The organism is Myroides sp. ZB35 (assembly GCF_001865835.1).
GTDB lineage: Bacteria > Bacteroidota > Bacteroidia > Flavobacteriales > Flavobacteriaceae > Flavobacterium > Flavobacterium odoratimimum.
The window spans coordinates 3,359,090-3,379,608 of the sequence record NZ_CP017769.1; the positions used below are offsets into that span (position 1 = coordinate 3,359,090).

17 protein-coding genes are annotated in these 20,519 nt (G+C 34.4%); 4 read left to right on the plus strand and 13 right to left on the minus strand.

Annotation, left to right across the window (positions count from 1 at the left end; translation table 11 throughout):
• Window positions 1-54: 54 nt before the first annotated feature.
• The gene (locus BK054_RS14900; RefSeq protein ID WP_006260057.1) at window positions 55-1,668 is read right to left on the minus strand and encodes a CTP synthase; all 1,614 of its coding nucleotides are present in this window, start codon (window positions 1,666-1,668) and stop codon (window positions 55-57) included.
• Between the two features lie 414 nt (window positions 1,669-2,082).
• Here BK054_RS14900 and BK054_RS14905 point away from each other — a divergent pair, with 414 nt between their 5' ends.
• Window positions 2,083-2,652, plus strand: coding sequence for a Crp/Fnr family transcriptional regulator (locus BK054_RS14905; RefSeq protein WP_006260056.1), 570 nt, complete (start codon window positions 2,083-2,085; stop codon window positions 2,650-2,652).
• A 196-nt stretch (window positions 2,653-2,848) separates the two neighbouring features.
• Window positions 2,849-4,345, plus strand: a complete 1,497-nt coding sequence (locus BK054_RS14910; RefSeq protein ID WP_071307427.1) for an amino acid permease — start codon at window positions 2,849-2,851, stop codon at window positions 4,343-4,345.
• A gap of 98 nt (window positions 4,346-4,443) precedes the next feature.
• Here BK054_RS14910 and BK054_RS14915 read toward each other — a convergent pair whose 3' ends face one another.
• The 12 genes from BK054_RS14915 to BK054_RS14970 all read right to left on the minus strand — a co-directional run bounded on the left by BK054_RS14915 (window position 4,444) and on the right by BK054_RS14970 (window position 16,648).
• Complete coding sequence (locus tag BK054_RS14915; protein WP_006260054.1) at window positions 4,444-4,845, minus strand: hypothetical protein; 402 nt, start codon at window positions 4,843-4,845, stop codon at window positions 4,444-4,446.
• Window positions 4,846-4,895: 50 nt separating this feature from the next.
• Window positions 4,896-5,852: a ketopantoate reductase family protein gene (locus BK054_RS14920; RefSeq protein ID WP_006260053.1), complete on the minus strand. Its 957-nt coding sequence runs from the start codon at window positions 5,850-5,852 to the stop codon at window positions 4,896-4,898.
• A gap of 241 nt (window positions 5,853-6,093) precedes the next feature.
• Window positions 6,094-7,431 (minus strand): NCS2 family permease, encoded by a 1,338-nt coding sequence (locus tag BK054_RS14925; protein ID WP_006260052.1) that lies wholly within the window; start codon window positions 7,429-7,431, stop codon window positions 6,094-6,096.
• Between the two features lie 89 nt (window positions 7,432-7,520).
• On the minus strand, window positions 7,521-8,309 hold the full coding sequence (locus tag BK054_RS14930) for a GLPGLI family protein (RefSeq protein ID WP_006261331.1): 789 nt from the start codon (window positions 8,307-8,309) through the stop codon (window positions 7,521-7,523).
• Between the two features lie 18 nt (window positions 8,310-8,327).
• Window positions 8,328-9,392, minus strand: coding sequence for an ankyrin repeat domain-containing protein (locus tag BK054_RS14935; protein ID WP_006261332.1), 1,065 nt, complete (start codon window positions 9,390-9,392; stop codon window positions 8,328-8,330).
• 104 nt (window positions 9,393-9,496) lie between these two features.
• Window positions 9,497-9,790 (minus strand): hypothetical protein, encoded by a 294-nt coding sequence (locus BK054_RS14940; protein ID WP_058699977.1) that lies wholly within the window; start codon window positions 9,788-9,790, stop codon window positions 9,497-9,499.
• A 220-nt stretch (window positions 9,791-10,010) separates the two neighbouring features.
• Complete coding sequence (locus BK054_RS14945) at window positions 10,011-10,859, minus strand: hypothetical protein (protein ID WP_006261334.1); 849 nt, start codon at window positions 10,857-10,859, stop codon at window positions 10,011-10,013.
• A gap of 4 nt (window positions 10,860-10,863) precedes the next feature.
• On the minus strand, window positions 10,864-11,658 hold the full coding sequence (locus BK054_RS14950) for a hypothetical protein (protein ID WP_006261335.1): 795 nt from the start codon (window positions 11,656-11,658) through the stop codon (window positions 10,864-10,866).
• A gap of 18 nt (window positions 11,659-11,676) precedes the next feature.
• On the minus strand, window positions 11,677-12,462 hold the full coding sequence (locus tag BK054_RS14955; protein ID WP_006263700.1) for a hypothetical protein: 786 nt from the start codon (window positions 12,460-12,462) through the stop codon (window positions 11,677-11,679).
• Window positions 12,463-12,815: 353 nt separating this feature from the next.
• Complete coding sequence (locus BK054_RS14960) at window positions 12,816-14,282, minus strand: TlpA family protein disulfide reductase (protein ID WP_058699976.1); 1,467 nt, start codon at window positions 14,280-14,282, stop codon at window positions 12,816-12,818.
• 83 nt (window positions 14,283-14,365) lie between these two features.
• A complete protein-coding gene (locus BK054_RS14965; RefSeq protein ID WP_071307428.1) occupies window positions 14,366-15,208 on the minus strand; it encodes an energy transducer TonB in 843 nt (280 codons plus the stop codon).
• A gap of 471 nt (window positions 15,209-15,679) precedes the next feature.
• On the minus strand, window positions 15,680-16,648 hold the full coding sequence (locus BK054_RS14970) for a zinc-binding alcohol dehydrogenase family protein (RefSeq protein WP_006265460.1): 969 nt from the start codon (window positions 16,646-16,648) through the stop codon (window positions 15,680-15,682).
• A gap of 345 nt (window positions 16,649-16,993) precedes the next feature.
• Here BK054_RS14970 and BK054_RS14975 point away from each other — a divergent pair, with 345 nt between their 5' ends.
• Both BK054_RS14975 and uvrA read left to right on the plus strand, forming a co-directional pair.
• Window positions 16,994-17,404 carry a four helix bundle protein gene (locus tag BK054_RS14975; protein ID WP_006261341.1) on the plus strand — a complete coding sequence of 137 codons (411 nt, stop codon included), beginning with the start codon at window positions 16,994-16,996 and terminating at the stop codon, window positions 17,402-17,404.
• A gap of 280 nt (window positions 17,405-17,684) precedes the next feature.
• Window positions 17,685-20,519, plus strand: coding sequence for an excinuclease ABC subunit UvrA (gene uvrA / locus BK054_RS14980; RefSeq protein ID WP_058699974.1), 2,835 nt, complete (start codon window positions 17,685-17,687; stop codon window positions 20,517-20,519).

The following is a 20,519-nucleotide window of genomic DNA, read 5'->3' on the forward strand; positions in this document are numbered from 1 at the left end:
TTGTAGTTTATCAAATTTTTCGCTGTAATAATACTTGCTTATTACCTTTAGAACTTATTTTGTTCTATTATCAATTGCTGCCTTAACCAAGCTTACAAAAAGTGGATGTGGTTTTGCCACTGTACTTTTATATTCAGGGTGGAACTGCACAGCTACGAAGAATGGATGAGTATCTAACTCTACCACTTCTACTAGTCCTGTATCAGGATTCCATCCAGAAGCTATTAAACCAGCTTTTTCAAAATCTTCTAAATATTGATTATTAAATTCATATCTATGACGGTGACGCTCATTGATTAGACTTTCTCCATAAATTTCAAAAGCTTTAGAACCTTCTTTTAATTTACAATCCCATCCACCTAGACGCATTGTACCTCCTTTATCTGTAATATTCTTTTGATCTTCCATAAAAGTAATTACAGGATATTGAGTACTTTCATTCACCTCAGTAGTATTAGCAGAAGCATACCCCAATACATTTCTTGCGTATTCGATTACAGCCATCTGCATACCTAAACAAATACCTAAGAATGGTATCTTGTTCTCTCTTACATATTTTACAGTCTCTATTTTTCCTTCAATACCACGAGAACCAAAACCTGGTGCTACTAACACAGCATCTAAGTTCTTTAATTTCTCTGCTACATTATTAGCATTGATATTATCAGATTGAATAGAAACAATATTTACTTTTATTTGATTTTCAGCACCACCGTGTACTAATGCCTCTAAAATAGATTTATAAGAATCTTGTAATTCTACATATTTACCTACCAGACCTACATTTACTACATGCAATGGATTTTTAAGTTTATGGATAAACTCATTCCATTTCACTAAATCTGGAGATGTCTTCTCTGGTAAATCTAATTTCTTAAGAGCTACTCTATCTAAACCTTCTTGTAGCATTAAGTTTGGTACATCATAGATAGTATCAGCATCGATAGACTGAATAACAGCTTCTGGTTTCACATTACAGAACTGTGCTAACTTCTGACGTATCTCAGTACTTAAGTTATGCTCTGTACGACAAACCAAAATATCTGCCTTAATACCGCTCTCCATTAAAGTTTTCACAGAGTGTTGAGTTGGCTTAGTTTTAAGCTCTCCTGCTGCTGCTAGATAAGGTACTAAAGTCAAGTGGACTACGATAGCGTTATTATCTCCTAACTCCCATAATAACTGACGTACAGACTCGATATAAGGTAAAGACTCAATATCCCCTACTGTACCACCTATCTCAGTAATCACGATGTCATAGTCACCTGATTTACCTAGAAGTTGCATACGCTCTTTAATCTCATTCGTGATATGAGGAACTACCTGTACCGTCTTTCCTAAAAACTCTCCTCTTCTCTCTTTCTCTATTACAGAAAGATAAACGCGTCCTGTAGTAACATTATTCGCTTGAGAAGTAGGTACATTTAAGAATCTCTCATAGTGACCTAAATCAAGGTCAGTCTCTGCACCATCATTTGTTACAAAACACTCCCCGTGTTCATAAGGGTTAAGTGTTCCTGGATCCACATTAATATACGGATCAAATTTCTGGATAGTGGCCGAATATCCGCGCGCTTGTAATAGCTTAGCCAAAGAAGCTGCTATGATTCCTTTTCCTAAAGAAGATGTAACTCCTCCTGTAACGAAAATATACTTAGTTTGTTTCATTTAGTGTGTGTATTAGCTGTGTTGTTAACAATAAAACTTGGCAAAAATACAACATTCCGAGCTATTCTTCTAATTTTAGATTAGCTAAAAAAATATCAACAACTAACTTATCCTCTCCAAATCATCAATATTATACTTCTAACAAGATTATTCACAACTGCATAAAAAAATCATGCATTATATCTCATTAGTATATACTTTTGTATATTAATTGCTTATAAATACAACATTGCCTATTCTAATGACAGAAGACTCAATTGTTAAATTTTAAAACAGATTATTTCATCACCATTGTATTATAAGAATTTTAACACTTATGCATTCCTAAAAAGGAAGTAATACAACAAAAAACGATATAGTAAATATTTTTTTGAGATAAACTCAAGAACAATAGAAAACAATAAATCAAGCTAAATGATCATAGAACAAATTATCGATAATATATATCCTCTTTCAAAATCTGCTAAAGAGAAATTAACTGCTGTTTTTACAGAAATCTCTTTCCCTAAAAATTACCTATTATCTGAATATGAAAAACATGAAAACTATTTCTATTTTATCAAAAATGGATTAGTTAGAGCTTATGCTATTCAAGAAGATAGAGAATTGACCTTTTGGTTTGGAAAAGATGGAGATCCAGCCCTATCGATGTATAATTATATTCTAAACAAACCTAGTTATGAAACGATTGACTTAATAGAAGATAGTACATTCTATTTCACTAAAATAAGTCAATTAGAACAGCTCTACTCAACAGATATTGAGATTGCGAACTGGGGAAGAAAGTTTGCTGAGATAGAACTTCTAAAGACAGAAGAACGTTCTATTCTGAGACAAATTAAATCAGCTAAAGAACGTTATATTGACCTTTTAGAACGAGATGCTTCACTCTTAAATAGAGTTCCGCTGAAGTATATTGCTTCATTTTTAGGAGTAACTCAAGTAAGTTTGAGTAGAATTCGCAGTGAATTCTTAAAAAAATAACCCTTTTTTATCAATCTAATAATATTCGAAGCAATCCCTTTTTCATAGAATAATATTTGCTCGCCTTTGTTTTGACATAAATTATATTCTGATTATTACATTTTATTTAGCTTAAAATTATATTTAAGACACAATATTTCGCTTATTTTATTATCTTTAATTCAAATTAATAAGCAATTTCATTAGAATTAACCTAATGTGTTTTATACTTTTGCAACAAATAGTAACAATGGAAAATCAAAATAAAAATCAAGAAGTAGTTCGTGGATTAAAGGCTAGACACCTTTCCATGATTGCAATTGGAGGATGTATCGGAACAGGTTTATTTATGGCAAGTGGAGAAGCCATACATCAGGCAGGTCCAGGTGGTGCTCTATTAGCCTATGCCATGATTGGTCTTATGGTGTATTTCTTAATGACCTCATTAGGAGAGATGGCTACTTACTTACCCGTATCAGGTTCGTTTAGTACTTATGCCGCTAGATTTGTTGATCCTTCACTAGGTTTTGCTTTAGGTTGGAACTATTGGTTTAATTGGGTTATCACCGTAGCAGTAGATATCTCTATTGCAGCAGTGGTTATTTCGTATTGGGAGCCTCTAGGATTCTTACCTACTTGGGGTTGGAGCCTGCTCTTCTTCTTAGTCATCTTTGGATTAAATATGTTATCTGTTAAAGCTTATGGAGAATCAGAATATTGGTTTGCTATTATTAAAGTAGTGACTGTTGTTTTATTCTTAGGAATTGGATTATTGACTATTTTCGGAATACTAGGTGGTGAATACATCGGATTCAAAAACTTTACGTTAGGTGATGCTCCTATTTTAGGAGGCGGATTCTCAGGTAAATTCTTAAGTGTATTAGGCGTATTCCTAATTGCAGGTTTCTCATTTCAAGGAACTGAGTTAATCGGTATTACTGCAGGTGAATCAGAAAACCCTGAAAAGAATATACCTAAAGCCATTAAACAAGTATTCTGGAGAATCTTAGTATTCTATATCTTAGCCATATTCGTTATTGGATTAATCATCCCTTATACAAGTCCTTCTCTATTAGGAGCAGATATTTCTGAGATTGCAAAATCACCTTTCACATTAGTATTCGAAAAAGCACATTTAGCCTTTGCAGCAGCTGTGATGAATGCTGTTATTCTTACTTCTATTCTATCAGCAGGTAATTCTGGCCTTTATGCCTCTACTCGTATGCTATATGCGATGGGGAAAGATGGAATGGCACACAAGGCTTTTGGTGGAACGAACAAACACGGTGTACCGATGATCGCCCTAATTGCTACTGGAGTTGTAGTACTATTAATATTCGCAGTACAATCTACACATCCTAATGCTGTAGACTTTATTCTAGCTGCATCAGGACTGACAGGTTTTATAGCTTGGTTAGGAATAGCGATTAGTCATTATAGATTTAGAAGAGCATTCCACGCTCAAAACAAAAGTCTAGACCAACTAGTCTATAAAGCAAAATGGTTCCCTTTTGGTCCATTATTTGCCTTATTCTTATGTATATTAGTAATCATAGGACAAGATTCTAAACTAATTATGGAGGGAATATTTGACTGGAGAGGAATGCTAATCACTTATATGGGGATTCCATTCTTCTTAGCCTTCTACTTATACCATAAGCTAAAATTCAAAACAAAGCTTATTCCTCTTAAAGAAGTGGATTTAGATAGATAATATTTACTGAAAACGAATAACAGGAAACAACAATCAAAATAAAAAAGCGTGAGTTATTATCTAACTCACGCTTTTTTTAGTAATTATAAAGTAATGCATTAACTCTTAATTTTAATACTTATTATTCCGAAGCTTGTAGCAAAAGTTCCATTGATAAAATCTTTCCCAGGAACCTTTTTGTATTCAAAACTCTCTATCTTATCTACAGCTATACCTTTAAAATCAGAAGATTTTTTTAGTTCATTATTCCCTTCAGAATCTACTAATACAACAGCATATTCACCTTTTTCTACTAATGGTAATGCCCCTTGATTAAAGAACTTTGTAGAGCTCAAATAAACACTTTCGATATACTCCTGTAAGTCAATTGCATTCTCTTTATTTAACATTGTCGCATCTTCCACGTCTAATTTTATAGATACTCTTTCTTTTCTTCCTTTTTCTTGTGCATAGATATTACTTGCTAAACACAAAATTAACAATACCCCAATTTTTCTCATACCCTCTCTTAATTTATAACCTAACTCTAGTACTTATTTTATCTTACTATTTAGTTTCCTATTCCTACATATTTCTCTCCAGAGTGCACTACTAGATAGTTACACATCTTCTTATACATTGGGGTCTCCACTCCCTGTGCAACACCTTGCTTCACCATATAACCTCCCATTATACCAAGTTCATTGTGCTCTTTAAAAGCAGCAAAATCACTGTGCATAGATGTTGTTGACTCATACGGAATTGCCTTTAAACGCTCTATAATAACCTCAACTACATCTTCACCAAGAGCAACTCCTTTCTTCTTACCGATAGCAGAAGCCTCTGTGATTAATTGTCTCATTTCTTCTGGATGATGCTCCATCACACCACCAAAACTACTATCATAATAAGCAGTAGCCATAGCAGAAGAAGAGACTAAAATATACTTCTCCCACACCTCCTTAGATATAGAAGAAGTCGCTTCAGCATGTACACCAGCAGTTTTTAGAATTGTTTCCAAGTCTTTCATCTCTTGAGATATTTGACCATCTAGGCCAAACAGAATGCGTTGTCTACCACTCGGATTATCAATTACCCCTGCTTCTTTTAGACGAGAAACCATATACGTACACCCTTGCCATACTCTAGAAGCGCCAAATACAGCTCTCAGTTGCTCATAAGCCTCTACTCCATTTAACAACGGAATAATCACAGTATGTTCACCTACTGCTGATTTCATATCCTCTATCGTTTGAGACAAATCATATCCCTTAGTCGCAAGGATAATATAATCTGTATGCTCAATATCACTCCACTGAGAAGTAGCGATACTAGGGTACCCCACCACTTCACTATCTTTTGACAAAATAGTTAATCCCTTTTCCTTTATTACTTCAAGGTGCTTCCCTCTTGCGATAAAGCATATCTCTACATCTGTACTATCTTGATATTGATGAGCTAATAATCCTCCATAAAACCCTCCTACACCACCAAGTCCTACTATTGTTATTCTCTTTTTATCTTTCATTATTTTGTTTTTTGTTTTTTTGTGAAATCGTTTTTTTGTGATGTCGTGAAATCGTGATCTAGTTAAGTTTATCATACCAACTATTAGCCTATTCTGTCATCTAAGTACATTATGCCCGTAGGGCAATACTGTAAACTGTTCACCGCAAACCGTAAACAGATATGTTATGCTGTAATTCTATTTACTTGTAAAAGATAGTTCTCTTAAACGAAAAAACAGAAAAACAACATCACAAAAAAACTTATTTTGTCACCACATCCAACACAATCTTTACTAAGAAAAGTATCGATAATACATAGACAGTTGGCGTAATATCCTTGTGCTCTTTTGCTCCTATTTTTAGTATGGTATAACTCAACATACCGAATACAATCCCTTCAGCAATACTGTAAGTAAAAGGCATAAAAACGATCGTTAAGAATGCAGGCAATCCGTCTGATAGTTTCTCAAAGTTGATTCTAGTCACAGACGAAATCATGAATAACCCCACTATGATTAAAGCCGGAGCTGTTGCAGCAGCTGGAATAATCAAAAAGATAGGCCCTAAGAATAAAGCTAACGCAAACATAACAGCCACACTTACTGCAGTTAATCCTGTACGCCCACCAGAAGCTACTCCTGATGCACTCTCTACATAAGAAGTAACAGAACTCGTTCCTAAGATAGATCCTACTGTAGTCCCCATCGCATCAGTAAATAAGGCTTTTTTCATCTGCGGAAAGTTACCATTCTTATCGGCCAAATTAGTCTTAGAAATAACTCCGATTAACGTCCCTACAGTATCGAATAGATTTACGAATAAGAATGTAAACACCACTACCACCATATCAATAGACAGTATCTGATTCCATCCCTCTGCTGTAAACATAGGTTTAATCGCCTCTCCAAAGATAGGCTCTATAGAAGGTGGCAACGCGACAATACTAGTCGGCAATGCTACATCCCCTAAGATCAACCCAAAAATAGTAGCACTCAAAATACCAAATAGAATAGCTCCATTCACATTTCGGATTAATAAAATACCCGTCACGATAAGTCCAATGAAAGTCATCCATACAGTATGTTGACCAAAATCCCCTAATCTCACTAGGGTATTAGGATCTGATACAACTACACCAGCGCTCTTCAGTCCTATAAGAGTAATGAATAACCCAATACCTGCGGGTATTGCTTCTTTTAAAACTTTCGGTATACTTCTAACAATAAGTTCTCGTACATTAAAAAACGTCAATAACAAGAAGATAATCCCTTCTATAAATACAGCCGTTAAAGCGAACTGCCAAGTATATCCCAAGGTCAAAACTACTGAATAAGCAAAGAAACTATTCAGTCCCATTCCTGGTGCCTGCGCTATGGGTAACTTTGCATAAAAACCCATTAATAAGGTTGCTACGATTGTAGCTAAGGCAGTTGTGGTAAATAACGCTTCTCTATCCATCCCTGCATCTGCTAAGATATTTGGATTCACGACCAAGATATAAGACATGGTCAGAAACGTGATGATACCTGCTATAAACTCTCGTTTAATAGTAGTACCATTGCTACTCAACTGAAAGTAGCGCTCAAGAAAATTCTTCATTGTGTTGTGTTGTTGCTTTTTAAAGCATACAAAAATAAGAAGATTTAACCAATTCTAATTAAAATAAAGAATTATATCGGCCTTTATATCTAATAATCGCGTTCTATAGGATTTATATAATTTGCCTTCTTTACATTTAAACTCTCTTGCCCTTTTTCACCTATAGTTATACCAGTTCCCTCTAAATCACTTAAAAAGGTCTTATTAGCATTGATACTCATGGCCTTCTTTGTCTTCTCTTTAGAAGATTCTGTATAAGTCCCTATTTCATTTACATCCCAAATCACTTTAATCTTTTGACTATTTAAAAATTCAAAAGAATACTGTCCTTCGGTATCCCAAGCCTTTACTACGAATCCTGGTAAATTATTGAACTTATAAGGACCTACTTGCCCTGCAATACCTTGTGTAAACCATACTGTCCACTCCCTTCCTCCATACGTAGCAGTTGCCTCTTGCACGTCATAATCATACCACTTTAGTTTACTTGCTTTGATATCCCACTTGATTTCATTTCTATCTTCTTTATAGTAGTTATGTAATCGCCCTATCTTATCATAAAAGGTATTGGTATCCTTATCTGTCATTACAAACCAATTAAAAACAGGTACATAAGACACTACTTTTTGCATAATCTCTTCTTTAGAAGTATTCTCTGATTTGGTTAGTCGCCATCTCTCTCTCTCATAAGATGCATAATCCATAAATCGAGATTGATCCTCTAGCACATCAACAACAGCTGTCCCATCCTTAATTTTACCTACAGATTTATCAGTTAAGACCTTGCTTTCATAATAATATCTCATCACTTCTACTTCCTTAAACTCTTGAGCAGATAGAATACAACTAGAAAACAGTAATAAATACAAATACTTCATATCAATTATCATTAAAGATTATCTCTTATACTTCACTTCACCTAATTTTATTGGATTGCTATTCTTAAGTACCCAATTATTCGCCGATTCACATAGATAATTAAGCTCTCTCGTTTCACCATCACCACTTTTTCGAATTTCCTTTACTAACGCAGTGATGTCTTCTAGCTCCTTTTGAGACAATGCATTCGAAGAAGATACATACACTAAGAAAGCATCTAACATCTTTTTAAAATCAGCATCCCAATTGCCCCCTCCATTTCTATAAATTTCATCGCGAACCTTCCCTGCTATACGCACTACTTCTCCTTGCACAGTCTTGGCTTTACCCTTAGAAGGAATTAAGTAGTCCCAAAGTTCCTCAAACTGTTCTTCCCACGTAGTACCTGCTACTTCTATTTTAGATACTCCATCGTGCATAATACGTCTTTTAACAGGCGTGACATCGAATAGTTCATATAAAGCAGTCAAAGCTTTATCGCTATCTACTACAAACTCTTTATTAAAATTTTCTCTATGAAATTCAAAGCGTTCTCCTATACGAGTAACATCATCTTTTAATCCTAACGTAATCTCTTTTGTAAATGGTAAAAGTAACTTAGTGATTTCTACTAAAGCAGGTAAGTCAATATTACTAGCACGTCTCAATGCGCATTTTAAAGGTGTTTCTTTATAAGAGTCTAAAACATGAATATTAGCTCCTACTTCTATCAATCTCTTTACAGCGTCCTTATTAAGTCCATACCCTGCAGCAAAGTGTAATGGCGTAGTGCCATAGGTATCCACAGCATGTATATTAGCTCCTAATTCTAAGAAAACAGCTATACTTCCATTGCGTCTACTAGCGTGTTCATGTAGCGCTGTTCGCTTATATGTATCTACAGCTTCCAGATCAGCTCCATTCTCCACCATCCAACGGACAAACTCATCCTTGACATGATAAAAACTCAAGGCAGTATGCTTACTATAACCACCGCGTGCATCTATCTCACAAGTGTCAAATACTTTCTTTAACGCTTTCATATCCTTAGCATCTACTAATTCTTGAAAGTCCTTGGGTAGGGTTTTCTTCTTCTTTGCCATTTACAACTTTTCTTTTTCTTTTTTCAACCCGAATATACAAAGAATAATGCAATATAATTTAAACTATAAATAATATTTATTAAAACTAAGCACCAAAATCAAAACTATCTGCAATGCTTCTTCAAATCAAAAGGTATTGTATATAAACCATAAGAACTCTTTATCCTAAACATATCTAATAAAAAATGGCTTCTTTCTTTAACTAGTTTACGATAAACATATCCCCTTTTTCCATCACCATTATCCTCTTCTTCTAATACCAATTCTTCTACATTATCTTCGCTAATTACTTCTTCCTCTTCAACTATAGCTTCTACTTTTTCGTAGCTAACTTTTTCGTAGCTAACTTCTTCTACATTTAGTGGCTCTCTCCCTCTATCAAAACCCCAAATAAACACAATAAAAAAATGGTTAAATATCAACCAGTTACAAATTAAAGCATACCAAGCTATAAGACATGAAGTCAAGATGGCTTCATTAAGAAAACATCTAAGATTTTACCTCCTAAAGACTAAAGTCACAAAAAAACCGAGACTCTACAGACTCGGTTTAGTTTTTATTTAGACGTTTCTCTATTAATATACAAAACAATTATATTAGTTAATAAGAAACCAATACTTACAAAATTGGTTCAGTCATAAAGGTGACCTTCATAGAAGAGTGAGCCATAATCGGAGCCCAATCAAAATCTCCTACCCTAGGTTCAAAGTAGAGCCATTTATCATCATTATTCAGAGTATAATGATATTGTTTACCAGGATAATTCGTCTCCGTAGCTTTCGTTCGAATCTTATATGTTTTGCCTTTTTTAACCTCTATACTAAAATTAGAAATACCTACACTAGAGTTAAATCCCGAATCTGTAACTAATAATGGTGAGTGCACAGTATTACCCGTAAAAACAACAGTTCCAGTATTATCAGTAACTTCAGTTGTACATATTATATTTGCAGCTGCTCTCTCACTACTACTCATATCACCATAAATAACGAACTCTAAAAATAACAATCCATCTCTATCTGCTACATAGTCATAATCAAATTCTGTCATATTCACTACTGTAGGAGTGGTAGTTTTACTTTGTAAATCATATTGCTTATTAGTCAGTTTAAAAGTTACAAATTGCATATCTCTACTAGGTGAGGTTTTTACATACATACGCATCCATCTATTCTCACTTGTCCAGTAGTGAAACCCCTCTCTTAAATCTCCTGTATCAACTGTATTATAAACTATCATCCCAGCCTCCATATGTGCAGGATCTAATGGTGCAGCAGAGGTCATACTTACTAGCTTCACTCTATTTATTAATAATCCTTTATTGTCAGACTCTAAGGTCAGATCCGCCTCTTTAATAGGTAGTACAGCATTACCCAACCCTACTTGTGCATTAGTCATACAAACATTGAATAATGTAATCATTACTGTTAGGACATGACAAATCCTTTTTACTATTTCCTTTTTCATAATTTTAATTCGTAAGTTCTGACAAAAACGTAACCTTTAAAGACGATTGATAATTACTATTTGGACCAACAAGGTTACCTACCATATTCTTAAATTTATTAGCATTTGGTCCAGCATAAACATTACTAGCAAAAGTATTAACCGTATATTTCTCCCCTCTCTTTACATTAACATAATATATACCTACGGCAGTCACAGCTTTGTTTCCATCACCAGGCACAACCATATAAGGAGAAATAGCACAATACTCTCTAGAAATCTCTTTTTTAGTAGAGTCAGTGATTATAGTCTCGAAGAGTGCATCTGTAGCCCCTTGTAAAGTAGCATTACCTGGTTGATAAGTAACATAGGCTACCATTAAATATTCTAAAAACAAAACTCCATCTTCTAAAGCAGTATATTCAAAATCTAGATCCTTCATTTGCACACTTTGCTGATATGGAACTTCTATACTTGATTTTGTCCTAAAGTATCCTACTAAGTTAGTAAGACGTGTAGGTGTCTTTTTAGAATAAATTTTAGTCCACTTTTTTTCACTAGACCAAAAATAAACCCCTTCTGTAAGATCACCTGTCACATTAGTATTATACACCGTTACACCTACATCTAGACTAGTATCTGATAACGGTTTAGGCGAATTCAAACTAACTAGTTTCACTCGATTAAACAACATCCCTTTATCTGTAGAGCCTAAAGTTAACTCCGCATTAGGGTTAGGTAAAGTAGTGTTTATCCCCTGCTGTGCAAAGAGAGAAACACTCATAAAACAATAAAACAATATATATTTATAAAATCTCATATCAATTCTCTTTTTATATTATAAACTTAATTCTGATAAGAAAGTAACCTTCATAGATGAATATACTTTTTTACCTCCAATACTAAGTGTGCCTAACGTAGGTTTTGCAACATTGTAAAAATTCCCAGCCCAATACTCTTCGCCTATATGACTTATATTATATGTTTTTCCTTTCACTACAGGGATAGAAAAGTTAGAAATCCCTACAGTTATTTTGCCTGGTTCATTTACAGTAGCAACAAAAGGAGACATTGTAGTAACACCGTTAAAGACCTCAGCCCCTGTCTCATCTACTATATTAGTAAACAAATAGGTATTACCCGCAATAACTACAGATCCTCCTGCCATAGTACTATATATACTTAGATCTAAAAAAAGTGTACCATTCTCTTCAGCCTTATATACATAATTCAACTCGTCTATTGGTACCTTAATCTCGTAATCTGGTAAGAGATATTCCTTAGTTGTTTTCTTAAACGCAAGGAAGTTCATATCTCGCGTAGGAACATACTTAATGTATAAACGAGACCAGCCGTTACTAGAGTGCCAAAAATAGTATCCCTCTACTAGGTTTTTAGTTGGGTCTACAGTAGTGTTATACACTAATGTACCTGCAACCATGTTTTCCTTTTTTAGAGGAGCCGCAGATAATACATCTTGTAATTGCACCCTATTAGGAAGCATCCCCTTATTCTCTGACCCTAATGTTAAATCTGTATTTTTATTAGGTAATTTAACACCTATACTCGATTGACTGAATACAGATGTGCTGATTAATAAAAAAGTAATTAATAATATTCTCATAGCAGTACTTTGTAATTATGTTAAAAAACAAATATTAAATACAAATTTAACAAAAAAACAAACACAAAACACGTCAAATAAACATATAGAGAAATAAATTTTAAAAAACACAATATATTAGAATAATCAATAATATTTTAACAAAAAAAAGATTTTATAAAAACATAATTGCTTCTAAACATCTTTTTAATCAAATACTAAATTAACTATTAAAATAAGTAGTTAAAGGTACCTTTAATCTATTACTAGCATTCACTTTTTTAAAAAGCAAAAATTGTATACACTGAAATGATTTATTTTGGCAATTGCTCTAACTTCTGTAATAATGCTCTAGACAGTAAAATAAAACCGTATTACTCTTTCACCAAAGATAAAATCTCTTCTCTAAGCACATCACTATTAGGATATGCAGCTTTAGAATTCACTAATTTTCCTTCCTTATTATATAGGATATAACGTGGTATTTCTGTCAAATTTAATTCTTCATAGAAAGAATGCTCAGGGTAGTTCATAGCCAAAACATTATGCCTACCAATAGGTAATCCTATTTTATTATAAGCAGTAGCCCAAGCTCTCTTATCACTATCAATCGAAATGTAAACAAATACCACTGGTTCTTGTTCTAACACCTCTTTTAAAACTTTGGAATAGGGCATCATCTGAAGACAAGGACCACACCACGAAGCCCAAAAATCAATTACAATAACTTGACCTTTATTCTCTTTTACTATGTCTGTTAATGAAATTGTATTGTTATTAGAATCCAGCAGCAGAACACTTTTATCATCCGATACACTATTTAACCTACTTCCATACTTCTGCTGTATTACAGACAATGCCTTGTCATTTTTTACATTAACCTTCAGCTTCTCATATAGAAGCTCTAATTCTTTCTTTAAAATTCCATTATTTACTATTTGTTCGAAATAATACAGAAGCAGATACTCCTTGACCACTTCGCTAAACTCAGTACTTATTATTATTTTATTAAAAGCATCTTCGTAATCAATTACAAAAGGAACTTGAGGATCAGGAACTTTTATATCGTAATAATACTGTACATAGTTCTCTAAGAAAAAGCGATAAGCTCCTGACACTAATAAATCATCACGCCTCAAGTCCTCTGTACCTATGCTATTAAAATCATAGGTATCTTTATAAGTATTGATTCTATAATAGTAATTACTATAAAATAGTACATCATACATTCGTTGTGATAACTGATTTACTTGTTTAAGAGAATCTAGAGTTGAATATACATCATGATAATAGTTATCTTCTTCTACTAGATATCTCTTTTCTTCCTCAGCAGAGCGATTCCTGCCATATCTATTTCTAAACAAGCTTTGTTCTAAAGGTTGTTTACTATATAAGTATTGCTGAATATTTATCTCCTCAAGATTTTCTTTTCTATGTCGATTATCAACTAAAGGTAGATTATCAACATATCTGATATCTATAGTATCACCACGTTGAAAATTATAAAATAAATTCTGTTTAATACCCTTACCATTAGATAGGTAATAGTTAAAATACACTTCTTGATCCTTAACAGTAATCACAATCGTATCTCCTTTTAAATAGTTGTTTACCGCATAGTTCTTTACTTGCAAGCTATCTTTATCAAAATATATAATTGCATTACTCTTTAAGCGATTACTACTCCAGTCTATCTCTTGAGGCTCAAATACAAACACAATTTGTTTGGCTTCCGCAACAGAAGATTTAATATTCCTGTTCTTATCTAAACAGCCTGTCATAATCCCTCCAATAAGCACTAGGGTTACTAAAAATAAGTACTGCACAATGTTTGTCTTCATAATCAACTAAGTAAAAACTAAATTTAATAAAAAAAGCAGCATCCATCTCTGAATACTGCTTAATATAGAAAAGTCTAAACAATTTACTGAACTCTAATCGTAACAGGTAGTGTGAACTGAGAACGAACTGCCTTTCCTTTATTTAGGGCAGGTTTCCATTTTGGCATTCTCTTTAAGACCCTAATAGCCTCTTGCCCTACTCCATATCCAGGATCTCTCATCACCTTGATATCTGTTAGACTACCATCTTTCTCTACTATAAAAGACATAATAACTTTTACCTCCTTCACACTAGCATCTAAATCTGGTGTTCTAAATGAACCTACAAATCGGCTGCTAAATTTAGCCATTGTCTCATAAGGTTCTGCTTTAGTAGATACTCCTATATACACTGTCGTATCTTCTAGCGCTTCTCCTGCTGTAGCGTCACTAGAATCCACCACTTCATCCGGATTATCTGTTCTAGCTTCATCAATAGCAATTACCCCATCTGGATCTGCATCTAGATTATGTGCGCCTGGATTAGCATCTATAAACTCATCTACTGTAGTAACCTCATTCGCATCTGCTGCCTCGAACTCGCGAAACTCTACTTCTTTAGTCTTGCTTAATACTGTTTCTACCTTGTTGGCAGGGAGTTCTACGATTGGTTCCTCCTTAGGCGTAAAGATTTCTTCTTCTACTGCTGTAGGTTTAATAACTTCATCAATAATCACTATAACCGAACCTGGATCATTACTTGCAAATAAATTAGAGATCACTGTAGGAACAATAAATACGGCACTAAAGAGAAACATTCCTGCTACTAAGGATAAAACGGTGGTACGCGAACTGTTTTTGCGCAAATTATACGCTCCATACGCCTTATTGCGGTGCTCAAAGACGATATCCAACCAATCTTTTCTAAACAAATCATTCTTTGCCATAATTATTTATTTTAAATGTTAAACAATAGGCTGTTGGATTATTCGAATACCAACAGCTAAATCAATCTACAGCTGCTCTCATACTGTATTAAAAAATTAATATTAAACTAAAGTATATGACTAATATACAAATTATAAACGAAAATAATACACATTTATTATTTTAAGGATTTATTTTTCTTAAATAAACATTAACAGAAGTTGTTTCTAGCCTAGTTCATAGTTCGTATTGCTATTCTTTCAGACAATACTTTTATACTTGAGAAGTAAGTCCCTACTCCCTCCGTTATTTTGTGCTAATTAACGGACTTATTACGGACTCATAACGGACTCACTACGGACTCATTCAAAAGAAAAAGTGTCTCGTCCTACTATAACGATACAGTTATAACTAATCATACTAACGAGTGAAAACACAAAAAAAGAGCTACTTCGGATAAAGTAGCTCTTTAAATTTTCAGGTCTTATATATCAAATAGTAATCACCAATCTAGTACCCGATGGGACTTGCTTATTCCATACATGCTCGATATCTTCTATCGCATGTGCTTCGGTCTGGATGTGCAGTTTATTATTCGATGCTAATAAAAACATCTCTGGTAGAATAACTTTATTAAATACTATAAGTTCTTCTGGTGAAAGACTTCCAAAGCCAGAACCTAAAATCTCAATAGCAGAACTCCTAAGTATGGCTGATGATAGCGCAATTTCTTTACCTGCCATATCGCCTGCAGTAACGATCTTAGTAGTATGGGCAAGGTGGGTCATAGACTCTCCCTTTAATACCTCCATGATAAGCGAAATAGGTTTGCCCCATAAATAGTCAATTACAATATCGATAGGAGTCTCTTTGTGAATCGCACTTAATTGTTGTTTTATATTTTCGTCTGTATCTTTTAGATTGATCGTATGACTAGCTCCATAAGATTTTAATTCTTCTAGGAGTTTTTCATTTCTCCCTGTGACTATGATATGTTTAGCGCCATAGTGTTTTGCTATCTGTACTGCTACTTGACCTGTGAATCCCGTAGCTCCATTAAACAAGACTGTCTGTCCTGCTTCTAACTTCGCTCTAATCAGCAGTGGCATAGCTGATCCTAGTACGGCATTAGGTAATGCTGCAGCTGTCACATTATCTAATGTATGAGGAATAGGGGTATAATTGTCTCCGATTATGGCTTGCTCTGCTAACATCCCTGTGATACCAAAACCATAAACTCTAGTCCCATCTTCTAATTCTCCTACTCCATCTGTCCCCACTACAGTAGGGAACTCTTTATAACTTGCATAGTGTTTTCCGCTTACTCTAGATTTATCTAGATTCTTTACCGCAGAAGCTTTGACCTTAATGATCCTATGCCCCTCTTCCACAGTGAGTATGGAGTCTATCTCTCCACATTTGGGTGTGCTACCCGATTTATATAATATTGCCGCTTTCATTGTTGTGTGTTATAATTTAGCTCTAAAAGTACTTATTTTTTTTGTCTTTTTTTGTGGAGGTGTTTTTTTGTGAAAGTGTTATTTTGTGGAGGTGCTTTTTTGTGAAGGTGAGAGAAAGCAAAATTACAAAACAACAAACTCACAAAATAACAAAATAATAAACTCACAAACTCACAAAACAACAAACTCACAAAACAACAAACTCACAGAATAACAAAATAATAAACTCGCAAAATCACAAATTCACAAAATAACAAACTCGCAAAATCACAAAATCACAAAATCACAAAATCACAAAATCACAAAACAACGAAATAACAATTTCATAATAAACAATCCATGATCATGGAATATTTATTGATTAATCATTTATTGAACACAAAAAAGACATTCATGTTTATATACTACTTTGAACGCTTAGAAGTATGGAAGAACGCCAGAAGTTTAAGCAAGGACATACATATTCTTACTAATAGATTTCCAAAAGAAGAATTATTTGGTTTAGTATCTCAATTAAGACGTGCAACTTATAGTATACCAGCTAATATAGCAGAAGGAATGTCAAGAAACAGCAATAAAGAAAAGTTAAGGTTCTTAAATATCGCCTATTCTTCCGCTATGGAAGTTATTAATTTCTTAATACTTAGTTTAGATCTTGAGTTCTTAACTATAGAGGAATACAACTACACACGCGAGAAAATAGGACATATTACTAATCAGATATATGCTTTAAGCAAAAAAATTGGTGAATCGTGAAGGTGCTATTTTGTGGAGGTGCTATTTGTGAAGAGGTGAAGGTGTGAAGGTGTTTTTTTGTGAAGATGCTATTTGTGAAGAGGTAAGAAAGCAAAATTACAAAATAACAAACTCACAAAATAACAAACTTACAAAATAACAAACTCACAAAATAACAAACTCGCAAAATAACAAACTCACAAAACAACGAAATAAAAAATTGCTAATCTCTATCGCAGAATGACAGATGTCCTTCTCATTGGTGAGATAAAATTGTATATTTGTTCCTTTGCCAAAAAATATGTCTAAAACAGAAGAAACAATAGAAGTACTAGGAGCTAGAGTTCACAATCTTAAAAATATAGATGTGTCTATCCCTCGTGAAAAACTGGTGGTTATCACAGGTTTATCCGGTTCGGGAAAATCATCTCTAGCCTTTGATACTATTTATGCAGAAGGCCAACGCCGATATATAGAGACTTTCTCTGCTTATGCTAGACAATTCTTAGGAGGACTAGAAAGACCTGATGTGGATAAGATAGACGGTCTGTCTCCTGTGATTGCTATCGAGCAGAAGACAACCAATAAAAGCCCGAGATCTACTGTAGGTACGATCACTGAGATATATGACTTTATGCGTTTGCTATACGCTAGAGCGGGTGAAGCATATAGTTATAATACGGGCGAAAAAATGGTGAGTTACTCTGACGAGCAGATTCTAGACCTGATCATCAGTGAATATCAAGGTAAACGCATCAATATACTAGCCCCTGTAGTACGCGCTAGAAAGGGACATTATAGAGAGTTATTTGAACAAATAGCGAAGCAAGGATTCTTAAAAGTGCGCATAGATGGAGATATTAAAGACATCACTTCAGGTATGCGTGTGGATAGATATAAGACGCATGATATCGAAACAGTAATCGATAGAATAGCTATAGACGATACAGAACAAACTAAGCAACGCCTTACAGAAAGTATCAAAGTAGCCATGCACTATGGAGATGATATCATCATGGTATTAGAGCATGAAGGAGAGACAGCTCGTTTCTTTAGCCGTCACCTAATGTGTCCTACCACAGGTATCTCTTATTCTAAACCAGAACCTAATAATTTCTCTTTTAACTCTCCTAAGGGAGCATGTCCATGCTGTAATGGGTTAGGTACGATCAACGAGATAAATCAGCTTAAGATCATCCCAGATCCTAAGATTTCTATTAAAGGTGGAGGACTTATTCCTCTAGGAACGGAGAAGAAATCTTGGATGTTCAAACAATTAGAGATCATCGCTGAGAAATACAATTTCTCTCTAAATGATCCTATAGAAAAGATTCCAGCAGAAGCCATGGATATTATTCTAAATGGTGGACAAGAGAGTTTCGCTGTAGTATCTAAAGTAGCGGGTATCACGAAAAACTATAAGATAGACTTCGAAGGTATTGTCAATTTCATCAAAAACCAATTTGAAGAAAGTGATAGTGCAACTATTAAAAGATGGGCTAAAGAGTTTATGGATGAAATCGACTGTCCTGAATGTAATGGTACTCGTCTTAAAAAAGAAGCACTCTATTTCAAAATAGGCGATCAGAATATCGGTGAGCTTATACAGATGGATGTAGAGACACTAATCAATTGGTTTAAAGAATTACCAAGCAAATTATCAGAGAAACAAAAGAGTATTGGGTCTGAAGTATTAAAAGAAATCACTACTCGTCTATCTTTCTTGCAAGATGTTGGATTAACTTACTTATCTTTGAATAGAAGCTCTCGTACTTTATCAGGTGGAGAAGCGCAGCGAATCAGATTAGCGACTCAGATAGGTTCTCAGTTAGTAGGTGTATTATATATCTTGGATGAACCAAGTATCGGATTACATCAGCGAGACAATGAAAGGTTGATCAAGTCACTAGAGTCACTAAGAGACATCGGTAACTCTGTCTTAGTAGTAGAGCATGATAAGGATATGATCGAACGCGCAGATTACGTTATCGATATCGGTCCTAAAGCAGGTAAAAATGGAGGAAAGATAATAAGTGAAGGTACACCTGCTCAATTATTAAAAGAAGATACATTAACAGCTAATTACCTAAATGGTAAGCTTAAAATAGAAGTTCCTAAAAAACGCAGAAAAGGAAATGGTAAAACATTAAAGTTAGAAGGCGCAACAGGAAATAATTTAAAGGATGTGACCATAGAGATTCCTCTAGGGACACTTACTTGTGTGACAGGAGTATCTGGGTCTGGTAAATCTACGTTAATCAACGGTACATTATACCCGATCTTAAACACACACTTCTTCCATGCAGTAGCAAAACCACAACCTTATAAAAAAATAGTAGGTTTAGAACATATTGACAAGGTGATTTCTATCGATCAAAGTCCGATAGGACGTACACCTAGATCTAACCCTGCTACTTATACAGATGTATTCTCTGATATAAGAAACTTATTTGCACAAGTACCAGAAGCGGCTATACGAGGGTATAAACCTGGTCGTTTTAGCTTTAATGTAAAAGGAGGGCGATGTGATACGTGTGAGGGGTCTGGAGTGCGTACCATAGAGATGGGGTTCTTACCTGATGTCTATGTAGAATGTGAAACATGTCAAGGAAAACGATTCAATAGAGAAACACTAGAGATTCGCTATAAAGGAAAGTCTATATCAGATATACTAGATATGACTGTAGCAGAAGCTGTAGGATTCTTTGAGAATATTCCGAAGATATATAGAAAGATTAAAACGATCAACGAAGTGGGACTTGGATATATCACCCTAGGTCAACAGAGTACTACTCTATCTGGAGGAGAGGCTCAACGTATCAAACTAGCGAGTGAGTTATCTAAGAAAGACACAGGTAATACGTTTTATATCTTAGACGAACCTACGACAGGTCTGCACTTCGAAGATATACGAGTGCTGATGGAGGTAATCAATAGATTAGTGGATAAAGGGAACTCTATCTTAATTATCGAACACAATCTAGATGTTATCAAAACAGCAGATTATATCATCGATGTAGGTTATGAAGGAGGTAGTCAAGGTGGTCAGATAGTTGCTAAAGGAACACCTGAAGAAATATGTAAAAATGAGAAAAGCTATACAGCTAAGTTTTTAAAAATGGAATTAAAAAATTAA